Annotated in this window: 18 protein-coding genes; 5 read left to right on the top strand and 13 right to left on the bottom strand. The window is 68.9% G+C overall.

All coding sequences use genetic code 11. The annotated features are described in order from the left end of the window. Positions 1-141: 141 nt before the first annotated feature. The gene (locus ACFWMR_RS37915; RefSeq protein WP_378381884.1) at positions 142-846 is read right to left on the bottom strand and encodes an SDR family NAD(P)-dependent oxidoreductase; all 705 of its coding nucleotides are present in this window, start codon (positions 844-846) and stop codon (positions 142-144) included. A gap of 94 nt (positions 847-940) precedes the next feature. Here ACFWMR_RS37915 and ACFWMR_RS37910 point away from each other — a divergent pair, with 94 nt between their 5' ends. Then, complete coding sequence (locus ACFWMR_RS37910; protein WP_378381883.1) at positions 941-1,558, top strand: TetR/AcrR family transcriptional regulator; 618 nt, start codon at positions 941-943, stop codon at positions 1,556-1,558. Between the two features lie 57 nt (positions 1,559-1,615). Next, positions 1,616-2,200, top strand: a complete 585-nt coding sequence (locus ACFWMR_RS37905) for a hypothetical protein (protein WP_378381882.1) — start codon at positions 1,616-1,618, stop codon at positions 2,198-2,200. A gap of 173 nt (positions 2,201-2,373) precedes the next feature. Here the strand turns inward: ACFWMR_RS37905 and ACFWMR_RS37900 are convergent, their stop codons facing one another. Genes ACFWMR_RS37900 through ACFWMR_RS37875 form a run of 6 tightly spaced genes read right to left on the bottom strand, consistent with a single transcriptional unit; the run spans position 2,374 to position 8,196 of the window. Then, entirely contained in the window at positions 2,374-3,564 is a 1,191-nt protein-coding gene (locus tag ACFWMR_RS37900) for an ATP-grasp domain-containing protein (RefSeq protein WP_378381881.1), read from the bottom strand. Beyond that, a complete protein-coding gene (locus ACFWMR_RS37895) occupies positions 3,561-4,616 on the bottom strand; it encodes a cysteine synthase family protein (protein ID WP_378381880.1) in 1,056 nt (351 codons plus the stop codon). The genes ACFWMR_RS37900 and ACFWMR_RS37895 overlap by 4 nt, the downstream gene beginning before the upstream one ends. Beyond that, positions 4,613-5,596, bottom strand: a complete 984-nt coding sequence (locus tag ACFWMR_RS37890; protein WP_378278122.1) for an ABC transporter substrate-binding protein — start codon at positions 5,594-5,596, stop codon at positions 4,613-4,615. The genes ACFWMR_RS37895 and ACFWMR_RS37890 overlap by 4 nt, the downstream gene beginning before the upstream one ends. Continuing rightward, positions 5,593-6,381 (bottom strand): ABC transporter ATP-binding protein, encoded by a 789-nt coding sequence (locus ACFWMR_RS37885; protein ID WP_378381878.1) that lies wholly within the window; start codon positions 6,379-6,381, stop codon positions 5,593-5,595. The genes ACFWMR_RS37890 and ACFWMR_RS37885 overlap by 4 nt, the downstream gene beginning before the upstream one ends. After that, a complete protein-coding gene (locus tag ACFWMR_RS37880) occupies positions 6,381-7,475 on the bottom strand; it encodes a FecCD family ABC transporter permease (RefSeq protein ID WP_378381877.1) in 1,095 nt (364 codons plus the stop codon). The genes ACFWMR_RS37885 and ACFWMR_RS37880 overlap by 1 nt, the downstream gene beginning before the upstream one ends. Beyond that, positions 7,456-8,196: a class I SAM-dependent methyltransferase gene (locus tag ACFWMR_RS37875; protein WP_093932822.1), complete on the bottom strand. Its 741-nt coding sequence runs from the start codon at positions 8,194-8,196 to the stop codon at positions 7,456-7,458. Before ACFWMR_RS37875 ends, ACFWMR_RS37880 begins: the two co-directional genes overlap by 20 nt. A 250-nt stretch (positions 8,197-8,446) precedes the next feature. Between ACFWMR_RS37875 and ACFWMR_RS37870 the strand changes: the two genes are divergently transcribed. After that, complete coding sequence (locus ACFWMR_RS37870; RefSeq protein WP_244199568.1) at positions 8,447-8,842, top strand: YciI family protein; 396 nt, start codon at positions 8,447-8,449, stop codon at positions 8,840-8,842. Then, positions 8,843-10,075 carry an RNA polymerase sigma factor gene (locus ACFWMR_RS37865; protein ID WP_093932808.1) on the top strand — a complete coding sequence of 411 codons (1,233 nt, stop codon included), beginning with the start codon at positions 8,843-8,845 and terminating at the stop codon, positions 10,073-10,075. Positions 10,076-10,122: 47 nt separating this feature from the next. Here ACFWMR_RS37865 and ACFWMR_RS37860 read toward each other — a convergent pair whose 3' ends face one another. The 5 genes from ACFWMR_RS37860 to ACFWMR_RS37840 form a co-directional block, all read right to left on the bottom strand. After that, a complete protein-coding gene (locus ACFWMR_RS37860; protein ID WP_378381876.1) occupies positions 10,123-10,947 on the bottom strand; it encodes a DUF11 domain-containing protein in 825 nt (274 codons plus the stop codon). 245 nt (positions 10,948-11,192) lie between these two features. Further along, the gene (locus tag ACFWMR_RS37855; protein ID WP_378381875.1) at positions 11,193-12,383 is read right to left on the bottom strand and encodes an FAD-dependent monooxygenase; all 1,191 of its coding nucleotides are present in this window, start codon (positions 12,381-12,383) and stop codon (positions 11,193-11,195) included. A gap of 12 nt (positions 12,384-12,395) precedes the next feature. Next, a complete protein-coding gene (locus ACFWMR_RS37850; RefSeq protein WP_378381874.1) occupies positions 12,396-13,868 on the bottom strand; it encodes an MFS transporter in 1,473 nt (490 codons plus the stop codon). Positions 13,869-13,977: 109 nt separating this feature from the next. Then, positions 13,978-14,514 carry a MarR family winged helix-turn-helix transcriptional regulator gene (locus ACFWMR_RS37845; protein WP_378381873.1) on the bottom strand — a complete coding sequence of 179 codons (537 nt, stop codon included), beginning with the start codon at positions 14,512-14,514 and terminating at the stop codon, positions 13,978-13,980. Between the two features lie 61 nt (positions 14,515-14,575). Further along, the gene (locus ACFWMR_RS37840; RefSeq protein ID WP_378381872.1) at positions 14,576-15,244 is read right to left on the bottom strand and encodes a hemerythrin domain-containing protein; all 669 of its coding nucleotides are present in this window, start codon (positions 15,242-15,244) and stop codon (positions 14,576-14,578) included. Between the two features lie 110 nt (positions 15,245-15,354). Between ACFWMR_RS37840 and ACFWMR_RS37835 the strand changes: the two genes are divergently transcribed. Next, entirely contained in the window at positions 15,355-15,789 is a 435-nt protein-coding gene (locus ACFWMR_RS37835) for a MarR family winged helix-turn-helix transcriptional regulator (RefSeq protein WP_093932803.1), read from the top strand. Here ACFWMR_RS37835 and ACFWMR_RS37830 read toward each other — a convergent pair. Continuing rightward, positions 15,786-16,610, bottom strand: coding sequence for a class I SAM-dependent methyltransferase (locus tag ACFWMR_RS37830; protein WP_378278606.1), 825 nt, complete (start codon positions 16,608-16,610; stop codon positions 15,786-15,788). The genes ACFWMR_RS37835 and ACFWMR_RS37830 overlap by 4 nt on opposite strands. Positions 16,611-16,862 lie beyond the last annotated feature (252 nt).

Here is a 16,862-nt window from a genome sequence, read left to right as displayed (position 1 = left end):
CTCGACCGTGCCATGTTGGTCCTGCCCCTCCGCCCTGGCCGGGTGTGGGTTCAGCAGATATCGGTCCGAAAGTGGCGATACAGCGAGCGCCGAGCTTGATCAAGACCGACCTCGGTCAAGATCCTCCACTCACGACCCCTGCTACTTCCCGAACGACCCGACCAGCGCCTCGGGAGACTCCCGCGTCGCGTAGAGCTTCCAGAAGGCGTCGGCGAAGACATCCGGGTGGATCACCTCGGGCTCGAAGTCCAGCGGGCTCGAGGTGAGCACCTGATGCGGGACGCTGCCCTCGATCAGCGCGCCGACGTTGACGGCCCCGGCGTAGACGCCCTTCTCGGCGAGCACGGCGTTGAGGTTGTGGAAGTAGTTCCGCAGCGCGGCCTGCGCCATGCCCACGTTGCCGAGGAACGGCGCCGGGTGCAGGCCGGATTGGCCCGCGGTGAACAGGATCGCGCCGTCGCCGCGCTCGGTCATGCCCGGCAGGACGGCCCGGACCAGTGCCACCGCGGACACCAGGAACCGGTCCAGCACGAGCCGCAGGTTCTCCGGATCGACGTCGAGCACCGGCACGATCCCCTCGCCCATGTTTCCGCCGCCGGGGTTGAACGCGACCGCGTCGATCCTGCCGATGGCGGTGACGGCGGCCGCGATCCGGGCCGGTTCGTAGACGTCGGCGACGAACCCGCTCGCCTCGATGCCGTCGCCGTCCAGCTCGGCGACGAGCGCGTCCAGGTTTCCGGTGGTGCGCGCGACGAGGGCGATACGGAACCCCTCGCGGCCGAAGCGACGGGCGAGCGACAGCCCCAGCACCGGTCCGGCGCCGAAGATCGCGAGTGTTCTGGTCATGGGTCCTCCCAGGGAAATTAAGTTGAGGGTGTCCTCAACTTCTTTGAAGGTACACACAACTTGAGGACACCTTCAACTTGGCTACGATGCGGTCATGGCCAAACCCCTGCGGAAGGACGCCCAGCGCAACCGCGACCTGCTGATCGAGGCCGCGAGGGGGCTCTACGCCGTGCGCGGGCTCGACGTCGCGCTCGAAGAGATCGCCAAGACCGCCGGAGTCAGCATCGGCACGCTGTACAACCACTTCCCCCAGCGCGCGGATCTGGTGAACGCCGTGTTCGCCGACCGGACCGAGACCGTCGTGAAGCTGGCCGAACACGCGTTGTCCCTCGAAGACGCCTGGGCCGGGTTGACGTCGTTCGTCGAGCGGGTCTGCGAACTCCAGGCCGCCGATCGCGGCTACAACGAACTGGCCTCGACGCGGCCGCCGCAGGCCGAGGACCTCGAACGCGGATACGAACTCATGACCCGGGTCGTCGAACGCGCCAAGGAAAGCGGAGCCCTGCGCGAGGACTTCACCCTTGCGGACATGGCCTTCGTGACCTGGGGAATCGCGCGCACCGTGGAGGCGACCGCGGCCGTCCGGCCGGAGGTCTGGCGCCGCCATCTCGCCCTGCTTTTCGACGGAATGCGCGCGCCCGCCGCGAAGCCGCTGCCGGAACCGCCGCTGCTTCCCGGTGAACTGGCCCGGATCATGGGCGACTGCGGCTGAAACCGGCAGGCAACCCACGACCCCTCCGGAGCGTGTTCACCCCGGAGGGAAGGTCCTATGAAGACGAAACTTCTGTTCGTTGCCCTGATGGGGGCCCTTTTCGTGACGGCGGCTTGTTCGGGTGAGACGCCTCCCCCGGCGCCGCCGCCCGCGACGGTCACCGTTACCACACCACCCAAGCTCTCTACCGACCCGGACGCCAAGACGGTGGCCTGGCTGGACGGGATGTGCGGCGCGATCTTCGGATACGTGAAGGCCAGCAACGAGCACGCGAGCAAACAGGGTTCCGGCGTCGAGGTCACGCGACCTTGGCTGAGTGAAGACCTCGGCGTCCGCGCCGATCTGGCGGGCAAGGTCGTCGACGAGCTGAACGCGCTGCCCGCGTCCCCGATTCCCGGCGGAGACAACGCACGGAAGTCCCTTGTGGACAGTTATACGGCGGCGAGGGACGCGGCGGCGGAAGGAAAACGGAAGCTGGACGCGTCCAAGAGCCAGGCCGCGCTGGACGCCGGGCTCAAGGCACTGGACGCGGCGCAGAAGCCGCTCACGGAGACCACCGATCCGTTCGCGTCGGTCAAGATGGACACGCCGGAGATGCTTTCCGCCATGGCCGCGGCGAAGAAGTGCGTGCCCGCTTCCTGACGCGTGTCCGCCGGCACCGGGGTGTCGCGTGGGCAGGCGTCGAGTTGAGACGACGACTCACCCGGGCACGTGTTGCGAAAGCCACTTTCACAACCCTCAACGTTGCGAAAGTGGCTTTCACAACGTCCGCGACGAGGCCAGGGCCTGGTCCGATGGCCTGCGCGGAGAGGTGCTCAAGAACCGATCACCGGGGTGATCCCGCCCGCCGCGGCGAGCGCGCGATGCAGTGCGAGTTCCGCCGTCGGCCCTTCGGCCAGCACGATCCCGGTGCAGGACCGCTGATCCGTCAGGTGCCGGATCTCGTCACCGGGGCTCGCCGTCGGATACCACTCCGGCGCACCGGGCAGACCGGCCAGCCTGTCGAGCCCGGACCAGCCTTCGAGCACGCCTTCCGCGGCCGGGTACGCCAGGACGAACCCGATCCCCGGCCCCCCGCCGAGCTCCTGGGTGAGCAAAGCGGGCTCCTCTCCCAGCGCCATCGAGATCATCGCGGAATAGACGTTGGTGCCGAGCGACCGGCACAGCGCCTCGCCGAGCATCGCGCCGCCGATCCGGATGTTGATCTCGACGACCTCGGCCCCGTCCGCGGTGAGCACGAACTCGGTGTGCGCGAAGCCCTGCTCGTGCCCGGCGGCCTTGAGCACCTGGCCGATCCACTCGGCCAGCCCGGCGAGCTCGGCTTCGGGGAAGGCCACCGGGAACGCGGCGGCTTCCTCTCGCCGCACGGGTTCGGGCGACAACTGACGGGAGAGGACCCCGAGCAGCCGGGTCCTTCCCTGCCAGGTGACGGTTTCCGCGCTGTAGAGCGGTCCGGCGAAGTACGGTTCGGCGATCAGATGCCCTTTGAGCGGCGTGTTCTTCGCCTCCCGCCGGGCCCGTTCGAGTTCGGCCGCGTCGCGGACGAGCCACACGCCGTGTGACGACGTTCCCGAAGAATCCTTGACCACCAAGGGGAATCCGAGTTCTTCGGCGACCATGGCCGGCACCGGCGTGCCGCGGGTGAGCCCGTGTTCGTACAGCAGGTCGCGCACCGCGCCCTTGTCCCGCAGCACGCGGACGGCGGCCGCGTCCGGGCCGGGCAGGCCGAGCCGGGCGGTGAGTTCCGCGCCCGGCAGCGCCCAGGTGTCGGTCGAGTTGATGATCCCGGCGAGATCCGGGATGGCGCGCAGCGCGGCTTCGCAGGCCGCGATGTCGGTGGTGTCGATGTCGACGACCTCGACCCTGTCCGGTGCGAGGATGCCGAGCTCGTAGCGGTAGATGTCACGGTTTCCGGTGAACAGCACCAGTTTCCGCCCGGCTTCGGCCGCGGCGTCGGCCAGCCTGCCGAGGCCGAAGGTGAGTGCTTCCAACAGGACGACGGTCACGACACGCGCTCCTTCCGGTACAACGGCTGCGCGGGGATCCCGAACCGGCGGCGCCGCCAGTCCATCGCCGCCCACGGCAGGGCGAGATCGTCCAGTGAAGTGATCTCACGCGGCGCGAGTCCCGCAGGATCGACGGCTTCGCGATGCCGGGCGAAGACCCTTGCCGTGTAACGGTGTCCGGTGTCGGCGCCGATCACGACGTGCGTCCGCTCCGGATTCCGCGCCGCCTCCCAGCCCGCGGCGAGGTACGCGGCACCGGTGGAGAGCCCGGCGAAGACGGCGTGGTCACGCATCAGGCCGATGGTCGCGGCCATGGCGTGCACGAAGTCCAGCCAGTGGATCCGGTCGTACAGTTCGTGATCGACGTTGCCGAACGGGATGGCGGAGCCGATCCCGGCGATGATCGCGTCCGGATCGGTGAACCGCTCGCTGCCGAAAGTGACGCTCCCGAACGGCTGGACCCCGGCCAGGCGGACGTCCGGATCGCGTTCACGCAGCGACCGCGCGATCCCGCCGGTCGACGCGCCGGTGCCCACACTGCCGACGACGGTCAGCGGCCCTGGAGGCAGCGCGCGGGCGACGAGGTCGGCGACTTCGCCGTATCCCAGGTAGTGCACGGGATCGTGGTACTGGCGCATCCAGTGCATTTCCGGATGCCGGTCCAGAAGTTCGTGCACCCGCGCGACCCGGCGCCGCTGGTCGAGGCGGAGGTCTTCGGACGGCGGCATCTGGTCGACCGTCGCGCCCAGGATCTCCAGCTGCGAACGCATGGTGAGGTCGACGGTGGTGGACGCGACGATGTGGCAACGCAGACCATAGCGGTGGCAGGCCATCGCCAGCGCGAGCGCGTAGATCCCGCTGGAGCTGTCGATCAACGTCTGTCCTTTGCGGACGGTTCCGTCGGCGAGCAGCGACCGGACGGCGCCGAGGGCCGCGTAGACCTTCAGGGTTTCGAAGCGGACCAGCACGATGTTCGGCGCCAACCGGATCAACGCCGGGGTCTTGATCGCGTCGGTGACATGTTCGTGGACCGGTACGGACATCGCGGTCACCGGCCGATCGAACGCAGGTAAGCGGCCAGGGATTCGGCGCCCGCCGCGTTGCGCGGGCCGCTCACGAGGTCACCGTAGGAGACGACGTGGAACCGGTTGTCGCGCACGGCGGGCGTGTTCTTCAGCTGTGGCGCGGATTTGATGAACGCGATCTTGTCCTGCGCGGGCTGATCGGCGTAATCCACCACCACGATCACCTCGGGTTCGGCCTTCACCACCGCTTCCCAGCCGACGCTGCCCCAGCCGTCCTGGAGGTCGCGGAAGACGTTCGTCCCGCCCGCGGCGTCGATGATGTCGTTGGGAGCGGCGTGTTTCCCGGCTGTGAAGGGCTGGTCAGTGCCGGAGTCGTAGACGAACACCTTGGCGGGCGGCGTTTTCGGCGCGCCCGCGCGGACCTTGTCGAAGCGTCCCTTGAGTTCCGCGACCAGCTCGTCGGCCCGCTGGCGGACGCCGAAGATGTCGCCGAGGTTGCGCAGGTCGGTGTAGAGCGCCTCCAACGGCGTCACCTCCGACTTCGCGGCCGGATACTCCCAGCAGGTCTCGGTGTGCAGGTAACTGCGGATGCCGACCTGGTCCAGCAGCTTCGGCGTGATCCCGCGTTCCTCGCTGAACCCGGAGTTCCAGCCCGCGATCACCCAGTCGGCCTTGGCGTTGACCAGGATCTCGCGGGTGACCCGCGAGGTCCCGAGCCGTTCGACCTTGGCGTAGTCGTCCTTCCACGGCGAACCCGCGATCGACGGATCGCCGAGCGAGTTCATCACGTAGCCGCGCATCCGGCCCGCCAGCCCGAGCGCGAACATCTTCTCGGCGCCGGAGACGTCGTAGGCCACCGGACGCTGCGGCGCCGGGAAGGTGACCTGCGCGCCGCAGTTGGTCACCGTGGCCTGCCCCGGCGCGGCCGGTCCGGCCTCGACCTGGGCACCGCAGGCGCTCAGGAGCAGTGCCGCGGTCAAAAGCGCGGTCACCCTGGACGGCTTCATCGTGAGATCCCCTCGGTTTCGTCGGCGGGAAGGTCGTAAAGCAGCTGGAGTGCGCCGGTCACGGGATGGGTCACCGGGGTGACCTCGACGCCGAACACGGCGCGGACCGTTTCCGGCGTGAGCACTTCGGCCGGGGTGCCGCAGGCGGCGAGCGATCCGCCGCGCAGCAACGCGATCCGGTGGCAGACGGCGGCGGCGAGATTGAGGTCGTGCAGCGCGACGAGCACGGTGAGCCCGCAGTCCCGCAGGAACTTCAGCAGTTCCACTTGATGGCGGACGTCCAGGTGGTTGGTCGGCTCGTCGAGGACCAGCACCTCGGGTTCCTGCACGAGCGCCCTCGCCACCAGGACCCGCTGCCGCTCGCCACCCGAAAGCGTCAGCACACTGCGCTGGGCGAGATGGGTGATGTCCAGCCGCCGCAAGGATTCCCGGCACAGCGCGCGTTCGCGGGCCGAAAGCCGGAGGTTCCCGCGCTGATGCGGCGACCGGCCGAGCGCGACGACCTCCTCGACGGTGAAGTCCAGATCCGCCCGGCTGTCCTGGGTGAGCGCGGCGATCCGGCGCGCGGTGTCGCGCAGGCCCTGCTCGGCGAGGTCGGTGCCGTCGAGCAGGACAGCGCCGGCGGACGGGGTCAACGCCCGGTAGACACAGCGCAACGCCGTCGACTTGCCGCTGCCGTTGGGTCCGAGGAGGCCGACGACCTCGCCGGCGCCGACGTCCAGTCGCAGCTCGCGGATCAGCGTCGATCCGGCCACCTCGACCGAAAGCTCGTTCAGTGAGAGCATCAGCGACCTCCGAACGCGTAGCCGCGGCGCCGCATCACGACGAGGAACACCGGGACACCGATCAGCGCGGTGATCACCCCGAGCGGCAGTTCCTCGGGCGCGACCAGGGTGCGGGCGAGCAGATCGACCCACACCAGGAAGACCGCGCCCACCAGCGGCGCGAGGGCCAGCACCCGGCGATGCCCGGAACCGGCGACCATCCGCACCACATGCGGCAGGACCAGCCCGACGAACCCGATCGAGCCGCTGACCGCGACCAGCAGACCGGTGACGACAGCGGTGAGCAGGAACAACCAGCGGCGTAACGCGGTCGCGTCGGTGCCGAGGCTCATCGCGGTCTCGTCGCCCATGGACAGGACGTCGAGCGCGGTCCCGTAGCGCAGCAGGACCACGATCGCGACGGCCACGCCGAACGCGGCCAGCGGCAAGGACGCCCAGGTCGCCGCCCCGAGGCTGCCGAGCAGCCAGAAGAGCACGGTCTGCGCGGCCTGTCCGTTCGGCGAGAGGTAGACGAGCACGCTCATCACGGCCTGGAAGGCGTACGTGAGCGCGACCCCGGTGAGCACGAGACGCAACGGCGTCAGGCCGAATCTGCTGCGGGCGGCGAGGTAGACCAGCGCCGTCGCGCCCAGCGCGCCGAGGAAGGCGGCGGTCGACAGCGCCAGCACGCCGAGCCCGGCGAACAGGCCGAACACCACGACGGCGGCGGCGCCGACCGAGGCGCCCGAGGAGATCCCGAGCACGAACGGATCGGCGAGCGCGTTGCGCACCAGGGCCTGCACCGCCACCCCGACCACCGCGAGCCCCGCGCCGACCACGGCCGCCAGCAGCACCCGCGGCGTGCGGACCTGCCAGACGATCGAGTACCCGGTGACCTCGTCGCCGGTGATGACCCCACCGGTGATCGCCTTTCCCAGGTAGCGCAGGACATCCGGGAGGGCGACGGTCGACGGGCCGAGCGCGATGCCCGCGATCAGCGAGAGGACGAGCGCCGCCGACAGCAGGAGCACCGGACCGGTGAGCCGAAGCGGACGGGCGGTGCCTTCGTCCGGCTCCGCGAACAGGCGGAGCGGTTCAGCCGGCACGTTCACCACGCACGATCAAGCGGCGCGCGTGGTTGTCATAAGGCGAGCCGTCGAAGTCGCCGAAGCATTCGACGCCGGTGAAGCCCGCCGTCTCGAACAGCGCCTTCAGTTCGGCGGCGCTGTACAAGAACGACAGGATCGACGCCTGCTTGGCGGCACCGTCGCGGACCAGGGTCCACTCGGTCCTGAGCCTGGTCCAGTCGTCGAGGATCGTGTCCCGCATGAACACCGTCCCGCCGTCGACGTCGACCGCCTTCGGCCGTCCGACCCAGCCCGCCAGGACCTCCTTGCCGAGTACGTCGATCAGCAGCCTGCCGCCGGGCGCGAGGCTGGCGTAGGCGTTTCGCAGCACGGTGAGGTTGTCGCCGGGCTCGGTGAAGTAGCCGAACGACGTGTACATGTTGATGATCAGGTCGTACGCGCCGGGCTCGACGTATTCGAGCATGTCGGCCTGGATCAGCTTCACGGCGGCTCCCGCGCTTTCGCAGGCCTCGCGCGCGCGTTCGAGCATGGCCGGGCTGAGGTCGACGCCGGTCACGTCGGCGCCCCTCTTCGCCAGCGGCACGACGTGGATCGCCGGACCACAAGCCAGGTCCAGCACCTTCGCGCCGTCGGCGACCGCGAGCAGCGGTGACGTGGCCGTCAGGCGTTCGGCCTCTTCGGCCCGGCTGGGCGGGAACATCACTTCCGCGAAGCCGACCCACAGGTCGTCGTCCTCGTACCAGTGCATCTCACTCCGCTCGCCGGGCCGCACGATTCAGCCCCACAAGTCGTCGGAGGATCGTCTTCGGTTCCCGGCGTTCCCGCCTTTCTCGTGGAGTGATCACCGGCTACCGTCGGAGATCGGCTCGGATTCGCCCGCCATCGGTGACCGGGAGAGAATTCCCCGCGAACGATGTCCGGTCCTGTCCGGCGGCTCCGACGTCTCCGGCAGAGGGCACCGGGGCGGTGCCCGCCGAGAGGAGACAACCGTGAAGTACATGATCATGATGATGGGGTCGCAGAAGGATCTCGAAACCATCGGCGGCAGCTGGAGCGCCGAAGACGTCACGGCCCTCCACGAGTTCATGGGCAAGTGGAACAACGAGCTGGTCGAGACCGGTGAGTTCGTCGACGCGCAGGGTCTCTCCCAGCCGGCGCACGCGCGCCGCATCTCCCTGCGTGACGGCGCCCCCGTGGTGACCGATGGGCCGTACGCCGAGACGCAGGAGGTCCTGGTCGGCTACACGACCGTCGACTGCGCGAGCTACGACCGCGCGACCGAGATCGCGGCCAAGCTCGCGAACACCCCGTATCCGGCGGGCCACGACCTCGGACGCGATTGGTACGTCGACATCCGGCCGTGCGCCGACAGCTTCGAAGAACTGGAGCTCTAGATGCCGGACAGCGGCGTCGAGGATCTGCTGCGCGAACTGTCGCCGCAGGTCCTCGGCGCCGTCGTCCGCCGGTACGGTCACTTCGACCTGGCGGAGGACGCGACGCAGGAGGCGCTTCTCGCGGCCACGACGCAGTGGCCCGCCGAGGGGCGCCCGGACAATCCTCGCGCCTGGCTGATCACGGTCGCTTCGCGGCGGCTGACCGATCTGCTTCGCGCCGAGCAGGCGCGGCGGCGTCGAGAGGACGCCGTCGTCCAGTGGACGCTGCCGGAGGAACACCTCGCGCCGGCGGCGGACCGGCGGGCCGCCGACTCCGACGACACGCTCATCCTGCTGTTCCTGTGCTGCCACCCGTCCCTGTCGCCCGCGTCGCAGATCGCGCTGACACTGCGGACCGTCGGCGGCCTCAGTACGGCGGAGATCGCGCGCGCGTTCCTGGTCCCCGAGGCGACGATGACGCGGCGGATCAGCCGGGCGAAGACGGGCATCAAGACCAGCGGCGTCCCGTTCGGCATGCCGCCGGAAGCCGACCGCGTGGCCAGGCTCGACGCGGTGCTCCACGTGCTGTACCTGATCTTCAACGAGGGATACACGAGCACGTCCGGCCCGGATCTGGTGCGGACCGAGCTTTCCGCCGAAGCGATCCGGCTGGCCAGGATCGTCCATCGGCTGCTGCCCGGCGACAGCGAGGTGACCGGGCTGCTCGCGCTGATGCTGCTCATCGACGCCCGCCGTCCGGCGAGGACGGGGCCGGACGGCGGGCCGATCCCGATGTCCGAACAGGACCGGAACCGCTGGAACGGCGAGTACGTGGCCGAGGGCATCGCGCTGCTGTCCGAAGCGCTGCCGCACGGGCCGACGGGGCAGTTCCAGATCCAGGCGGCGATCGCCGCGCTACACGACGAGGCACCGAGCGCCGAAGAGACCGACTGGCCGCAGATCGAGGCGCTGTACGAACTTCTGCTGCGTCTTTCGGACAACCCCGTGGTGGCGCTCAACCACGCCGTGGCCGTCGGGATGGCGCGTGGACCGCGAGAAGGCCTGGCGGCCTTGGAAAAGCTCGGCGACCGACTCTCCGGGGACCACCGGCTCCCCGCCGCTCGCGCGCACCTGCTCGAAATGGCCGGGGAGACCGCCGGCGCGATCGAGTCCTATGTGGAGGCCGCCCGGCGAGCGACAAGCCTTCCGCACCAACGCTATCTGCACTCGCGCGCCGCCCGCCTGCGCTCGTGAGTGGTAAGGACGGTTCTCTTGACAACCGTCCTCACCACTCACGGGTGCTAGCAGCTGATCAGCAGGCTGGTGATGGCCGTGCAGGTCGACGTCGACGTGTTGTTCGCCGCGTTCGGGTCGGCGACGGAACTCTGCGTGATCTTCGCGGTCGTCTTGATCGGACCGAGGCTCAGCAGTCCGGCGGCCGCCGAGAACTTGGCCGTGACACTGGCCCCGGACGCGAGCGACGGGAAGTCGCAGTTGACGACCTTCGTACCGCCCGGGTTCGAGCAGGCGGAGGACCCGCTGAAGCCCAGTCCGTTGGCGAGGGTCGACGCCACCCGGATCCCGGAAGCCGCGGCGGGGCCCGAGTTCTTGACCTTGACCGTGTACTCGATCGACGACGTCAGGATCCCGCGCGGAGCCGCTGTCAGCGTGACGCCGAGGTCAGCGGCGCTCTGCGTTCCGGTGACGGTCAGCACCGGGCCGTCGAGGATCTCGAAGCTGTAGTTGTCACCGACGAACTGGTGCTGCAAGGTGACACTGCCCAGCGGGGCGTCGTCCTTGACCCGGAAGGTGAACACCACGGTCTTGCTCTGGCCGGGTGTCACGGAACCGACGCCGCCGCGGATGCTGCCGCCGAGCATGTCACAGGCGAACGCGCCGGGGCAGGACACCAGGTCGACGATCGCCGGCAACGAGGATTCCTTGCCGTACAGCGTCGCCTTGCCGCCTTCGATGGTGGACGTCGCGTCGGCGTTGTAGACGGTCTGCGAGACGGTGAACGTCTGTCCACGTTGGACAGTTGTCGGAGATACCTCCACCGCGCTGGTCGACGGGGCCGCGACGGCGGAGGCCGGCGCGACGAGCATGATCGTGGCCACAGCGGCCACCAGAGACAAAAGTGAGGCTCTTCGAAGCTTCATCGGTTCTCTATTCCGGTCGGGGGCATCGTGCCGATCGGTTCGGACAACGATCAGTCGCGCCGGAACGGACATTCGTTACCAGTGTCTCCCGCCAGGTGGCCCGACGTTCTCACCCGCTCGGAGTAACCCGCCGCGCGTTCCGAGAGCGCAGCGCCGATCTTCGGTCAGCAGTTCGATCACGGCTCGTTCCCAAGCTGTGACAAAGCCGCTGATCATGGCTGCGGATAGACGGGGAGGTCGATGGCGTCCGCGGGCGGGGTGGCGAATCGGCTTGTGACCCGGCTGATCGCGGGTTTGGCGGCGAGACCGGCGATGGTGTTGAGGAGCCGGATGCCGATGCGGGTTTTCGGGGAGGCCAGCCGGGGTGCGAACCAGGAGACGTTCTGGGCTTGGCCGGCGTAGGGCCGCATGATGGTTTCGTAGGAACGGAAAGCGTCGCGGTGGTCGGGGTGGCGGCCGAGTTCGCCGGCGAGGACGTAGGCGCCGACGAGCGCGAGACTGGTGCCCATGCCGCTGAGCGGGGAGGCGCAGTAGGCGGCGTCGCCGACAGCGGCGATCCGCCCACGGGACCAGTGTTCGAGGCGCAGCTGCCCGACGGATTCGAAGTAGAAGTCCGGGGAGTCGCTCATCGCGTCGAGCACGCGCGGTGTTTCCCAGCGGGCGCCGTCGTAGTGCCGGCGCAGGAAGTCTTGCTGTGCCGGGACTTGCAGCCGGTCGAGCCCCGTTCGCGGGTACAGAAAGGACAGTGTGGCGCGGGTGGTGCCCTGGTTGTCGGGGCGCAGGATGACCACGCGGCGGCCGGGGGCGTTGTACCAGCGGGCCCAGCGGCCGTCGGACTCGGCGCGGGGGATGGTGAAGTAGGCGGTGTACAGGCCGAACGAGCGGATGCGGGCGATGTCGGCGAAGACGAGGTCTCGGGTGCGGGAGCGGAGACCGTCGGCGAGGACGACGAGGTCGAATCGCCGGTCCGCGCCGTTTCGGAACGTGACGTCCACGCCGTCGCCGGTGTCGACGAGCCCGGTGACCTCGTCGCCGAAGACGTAGTCGATGTCGTCGCGGGTGTGCCGGTGAAGCAGGTCCGCGAGTTCGCCGCGCAGGAGCTCCAGTTCGGTGACGAACCCGTCGCCGTCGAGGGCGCCGGCGCCGAACGACGCGCGGATCCGGTCGCGGCCGTCGACGAAACGCAGCCCTTCTTCGTGCGTGACGCGGTCACGGGCGGCTTGTCCGAGGCCCATCCGTTCGATGACGGTGCGGCCGGCGCCGCGCAGGTCGACGGTCTGCCCGCCGAGGCGTGGTTCCGGGGCGCGTTCGATCACGGTCGCGGTCATCCCGTGCCGGTGGAGCCAGTAGGCCAGTGCGGGTCCGGCGATACCGGCGCCGGAGATCAAAATGTTGCGGGACAAGGGATCCCCCTCTTACGAAGTGGCGCTGGAAGCCGGTGCGGCGCTCGCCGGGATCGCGGTGCCGTCGTCGGTGTCATCGGGGCGGGCGCGACGCGGGAACAGCGGTGAGATGACCAGGAACAGGGCGATGACGATCGCCTGGACCACGAGGGCGTCACGGAAGCTCTCGGTGACCCGGCCGGTGAGAGCGCCGGCGAAGAAGACGGTGCTGAACACCGCGACGCCGACCGAGCCACCGATCGATTGGACCGCGGACAGGACACCGGAGGCGGAACCGACCTCGTCGTCGTCGACGGCGCCGAGCACGGTGTTGAACACCGCGGCGATCACGATTCCCGCGCCGACGCCGGCGACGGCGCTGCCGGGCACGATCCGCCAGATCGTGAAACCGGTGGTGTCGGCAAGGGCGAGCCACAACCACGCGACACCGGCGAACTGGACGATGGCCCCGGCCTGCAACACCCGGCGGCCGAGTTTGGCGGCGAGCAGCCCGCCGCTGATGGTGCCGCCGACGGCGGTCCCGAGCGCGACCGGGAGGTTGCCCAGCCCGGCCTGCCCGGCGGTGAACCCCTGACCGAGCTGCAGGAAGAACGTCAGCACCAGCTGGGTGCCGATGAGGCCGCCGAAGAACAGCGCGACCGCGACCAGCCCGACGGTGAACGAAGACTTGCCGAACAGGCTCGGGGTGACCAGCGGCGTCCGGCCGCGGCGCAGGACGTGCCGTTGCCACAGCGCGAATCCCACGTAGCCGATCGCCGCGGCGGACAACGACAGCCACGTCCACAGCGGCCAGCCCGAAGCCTGCCCTTCGTTGAGCGGGAGAACCAGCAAGGCCGAAGCGGCCGCGACGAGAACGGCTCCCACGAGATCCAGGCGCAGTGTCGCGGTTCCGCGGCCGCGGGGCACCAGCCGCCAGGCCAGTGCCAGCGCGGCGAGGCCGACCGGGACGTTGACCAGGAACACCAGCCGCCAGCCGAGGCCGAACAGATCCCAGTCGACCAGGGCACCGCCCAGCACCGGGCCGAGCACGCCACCGAGGCCGAGGACCGGGCCGAAGACGGCGAGGGCTTTCGTGAGCTCCCGGGGAGCGAGGTTGTCGCGCAGGATGCCCAGGCATTGGGGCAGCATCATCGCCCCGGCCAAGCCCTGGACCAGCCGGAAGGCGATCAGCAGGCCGATTCCCGGAGCGATCGCGCACAGCAGCGACGCGAGGATGAAGGCGACGAGACCGGCCAGGAACATCGGCCGCCTGCCGAAGCGGTCACCGAGCCGTCCGCCGAGTACGAGACCCGCGCCGAGAGTGAGGGCGTAGCCGCCGATGACCCACTGCAACCCGACCGCACTCGCCCCGAGGGACCGTTCCAGCGAAGGTCCCGCCACGTTGACGATCGTCGAATCGAGCAGATCCATCAACTCGACGACGAGCACGGTCGCCAGCAGCCACCACACCGCCCGCGGCGATGTCTTCTTCTCGGGTGTGGACATGGTTCTCTCCGGATTTCGTTGGTAACGCTCGTTTCGAGGGCGCGTTCGTACGCCGGACCCGCCTTCGCGCCCGGGTGTCGTGTGGCGACTCGCCTGCCGCGGTGAGGTGTCAGCCCTTGGGGAAGGAATCCGCCGTGTCCGTGTAGATCCGCACGACACCGGCGAAGAAGGCCTTCACGACATCCCGGTCGCGGGGGCCCAGCGCCTCGACGAGGCCCTCCACCCCGCGCAACAGCGGATGCAAGTGCCCGAAGAGCCGGTCCATCGACTCGGCGACCGGCTCGACCATCACCTTGCGGCGATCGGTCGCGTGCGGGCGGCGGACGATGTGCCCGGCTTTTTCGAGCCGGTCCACGATGTGCGTGCTCGCCGCTGTCGAGACCCGCAGCCGGTCCGCGAGATCCTTGGCTGTCAGCGGGCCGTCGGTGGCGAGGTGTTCCATCGCCGCCAGGTCCGTGGCGTTGATCCCCAACGCGCCACTCAGACGCTGCTCGATCACCCGCGTCAGCGTCCCTACCTCTTGCAGGCGCTCCATCACCGCGTCGCCCACGCCCGGCTGCTCGATCTGCCGCCGGCCGGCCGAGCGATCCGACCCGGCAAAGGACGACGAGTCTGCGTCACGAGAACCACGTGATGAGGAGGCCATGCGAAGTAGTCTACTAGATAAGTCACTAACTAAGTTAGCTAAATAATGTGGTGGGCGACACCTAGGGAAGACCGCTCCCGCCCCGGAGAGCCGGGAGGAGATTCGCCTCCTCGTAGGCGAAATGGTCCTCCAGCCCCTTCGCGACCCGGTCGAACTCCTCACGCAACGCGGCGCTTCCGAGTTCTCCGTCGCCTTGCAACAACTCATCGAGGTCGAGCAGCGCGCGGGACACGGTCTCGTGCTCCTCGCGCAGCCGGGCGAGCGCCGGAGCGAGTCCGGGGTGGGCCTTTTCGATCGCGGTGAACGCGCCGTCTTCACGGATATGGTGCATGCGCAGGCCGTTGCAGAAAGTGACGCAGTGGCCGAGCAGTTCACGCCGCACCCCGGGCCCGTGCGCGACCGGCGCGCCGTCGAGTTCGGCCCGTGCGGCCGCCAGCGCCTTGCGGAGCTCGCCGTGGTGGACGAGCAGCTGATCGGCGATCGCCCGGCCGCGAGCGGCGTCGAGCTCCAGCAGGTGCAGCGTGAAACCCCGCTCCCCGCCTTCGAGCGGCACGGCACGCGCGGCGTGTGGGACGCCGTCGATTTCGAGTGTCGCTTGTGGACTGACGAGAAGGTCCTCGTACCAAGGAGAATCGGCGTCCGGCGCGTACGCCAGGTACCCGCTCCCGGAACGGCGGCAGTCGACACGGGTGATGCGAGGACGCCCTGTCCCGGCGTCCGCGGTGGTCATCAGCAACGGTACTCCCCAGGTAGCATCATCCTGAAAGCTATTTTGCTTTGCAAGCAAAGTCTCTTTGCTCGCAAAGGTATCCAGGAGGGTGCCCGGTGTCAACCGAGGACATGGAAGTCGACGACGCCGTGCGCGCCTTGCTGCTGCTCATGCCGCGCATGGTCGGCCGCGTGAAGCGGATCAAGATCCCCGACGAACTCCAGTCGTTGTCGCTGGCGCCGCGTCACTTGTCGCTGCTGTCGTACCTGCTCTTCGACGGGCCGATGACGGTGAACGAACTGGCCGAACGGCTCGAGGTAGCCCCGACCACGGTGAGCCTGATGGTCGGGGACCTGACCAAGAAGGACGTGCTCGACCGGCGCGAGGACGAGGCGGACCGGCGGCGGCGCATCGTCGCCATCACCGACCGGATGCGGCCGGCGATCGACGACTGGCTCGCCCAGGGTGCCCGCGCCTGGCAGAAGGCGCTCTCGCCGCTGACCCCGGCCGAGCGGCGTCTGTTCATCGACACGTTGCGGGCCTATGAAGACGGACTCACGCCCTAGGTGATCCGCACGGTGACCTGGTTGTCGGCGTAGGTGTAGGCCACGTATTCGAATTCGACGCCGGTACGTTCGACGTATTCCAGCCAGGCCTTGTGCTCGTGCTGCTGCCAGCCGGGATAATTGAAGAACTCGTCGAAGTGCACGATGCTGCCCGGCCGCAGCCGCGGTCCGGCCAGATCCAGCACGGTTTTCGCCGAACTGTACAGATCGCCGTCCACGTGAAGGAAATCGACGACACCTTCGTGCTTCTCGAGAAAGCCGGGAAGGGTGTCCGCGAAGAGGCCGACGACCAGTTCGGCGCCGGGGACGTCCGGCAGATCGTCGCGCGCGAACGAACCGGCGGGCATCCCGTTGAGCCAGTTCTCCGGCAATCCTTGGAACCAGTCGAATCCGTAGGTCTCGACACCCCCGCGCGCCTTGGCGATCACGCGCAGCGTGTTCCCGCTGGCGACGCCGAACTCGAGCGCCATTCCGCCTGACGGGGCAAGGGAAAGCGCGTACGCGAGTGTCTCTTGTGGACGCGCGAAGTGCTTGGTCCCGGTCAGGTGCTCACGGGCGAAGCGGTTGCTGTCCCGCGCCGCCTCCTGATCACCGGCGTAGATCATGTCGCGGCGGCTGCGGATTTCGAACTCGATGACGCGATCGAAACAGCGATCCCCTTGCCGGATGATCTCCGCGCGCAGTTCCGCGGCGACTCGTTCCAGTTCCTCCGTATAAGGATCATGGAATCGCCTGGCGAGCCGGTGCAGGCCACGGCCGACGGTGCCTCGGGCCGATCGGCCCAGGGTTTTCAGGGCTGAATGGGGTACCAGGTGACGCATTCCGGGACGATACACCAGCACCGTTCGGGTGAACGGGTCCAGAACGCCCGGGGTCGTTTTCGATCATCGACCGCTGCCGGCGGTCTCCCCCGGTCCGTGAAGGCCTCCTTGCCTACCTTGAAGGTCTCGGCAAAGTCGTGTGAGTGGGTGGTGTCGGGATCGCGTCGGCCCGGCGGCCAGGGGCATTCAGTGGACTCGGTGCGACGGGTCGCGAAAGCCACTTTCGAGACGCCCAGTGTCCCGAAAGTGGCT

The organism is Amycolatopsis thailandensis (assembly GCF_042723255.1).
Lineage (GTDB): Bacteria > Actinomycetota > Actinomycetes > Mycobacteriales > Pseudonocardiaceae > Amycolatopsis > Amycolatopsis thailandensis.
The sequence above is the reverse complement of the archived record's forward strand: the minus strand, read 5'-3'. Positions and strand labels throughout refer to the sequence as shown.

Excerpts from the sequence above, each read along its gene's own strand:
- ACFWMR_RS37835 (WP_093932803.1), top strand. The coding sequence starts at position 15,355 with ATGGAAGTCGACGACGCCGTGCGCGCCTTGCTGCTGCTCATGCCGCGC.
- ACFWMR_RS37915 (WP_378381884.1), bottom strand. The coding sequence starts at position 846 with ATGACCAGAACACTCGCGATCTTCGGCGCCGGACCGGTGCTGGGGCTG.
- ACFWMR_RS37830 (WP_378278606.1), bottom strand. The coding sequence starts at position 16,610 with ATGCGTCACCTGGTACCCCATTCAGCCCTGAAAACCCTGGGCCGATCG.
- ACFWMR_RS37865 (WP_093932808.1), top strand. The coding sequence starts at position 8,843 with ATGCCGGACAGCGGCGTCGAGGATCTGCTGCGCGAACTGTCGCCGCAG.
- ACFWMR_RS37840 (WP_378381872.1), bottom strand. The coding sequence starts at position 15,244 with ATGACCACCGCGGACGCCGGGACAGGGCGTCCTCGCATCACCCGTGTC.
- ACFWMR_RS37885 (WP_378381878.1), bottom strand. The coding sequence starts at position 6,381 with ATGCTCTCACTGAACGAGCTTTCGGTCGAGGTGGCCGGATCGACGCTG.
- ACFWMR_RS37875 (WP_093932822.1), bottom strand. The coding sequence starts at position 8,196 with ATGCACTGGTACGAGGACGACGACCTGTGGGTCGGCTTCGCGGAAGTG.
- ACFWMR_RS37905 (WP_378381882.1), top strand. The coding sequence starts at position 1,616 with ATGAAGACGAAACTTCTGTTCGTTGCCCTGATGGGGGCCCTTTTCGTG.
- ACFWMR_RS37850 (WP_378381874.1), bottom strand. The coding sequence starts at position 13,868 with ATGTCCACACCCGAGAAGAAGACATCGCCGCGGGCGGTGTGGTGGCTG.
- ACFWMR_RS37870 (WP_244199568.1), top strand. The coding sequence starts at position 8,447 with ATGATCATGATGATGGGGTCGCAGAAGGATCTCGAAACCATCGGCGGC.
- ACFWMR_RS37910 (WP_378381883.1), top strand. The coding sequence starts at position 941 with ATGGCCAAACCCCTGCGGAAGGACGCCCAGCGCAACCGCGACCTGCTG.
- ACFWMR_RS37845 (WP_378381873.1), bottom strand. The coding sequence starts at position 14,514 with ATGGCCTCCTCATCACGTGGTTCTCGTGACGCAGACTCGTCGTCCTTT.
- ACFWMR_RS37890 (WP_378278122.1), bottom strand. The coding sequence starts at position 5,596 with ATGAAGCCGTCCAGGGTGACCGCGCTTTTGACCGCGGCACTGCTCCTG.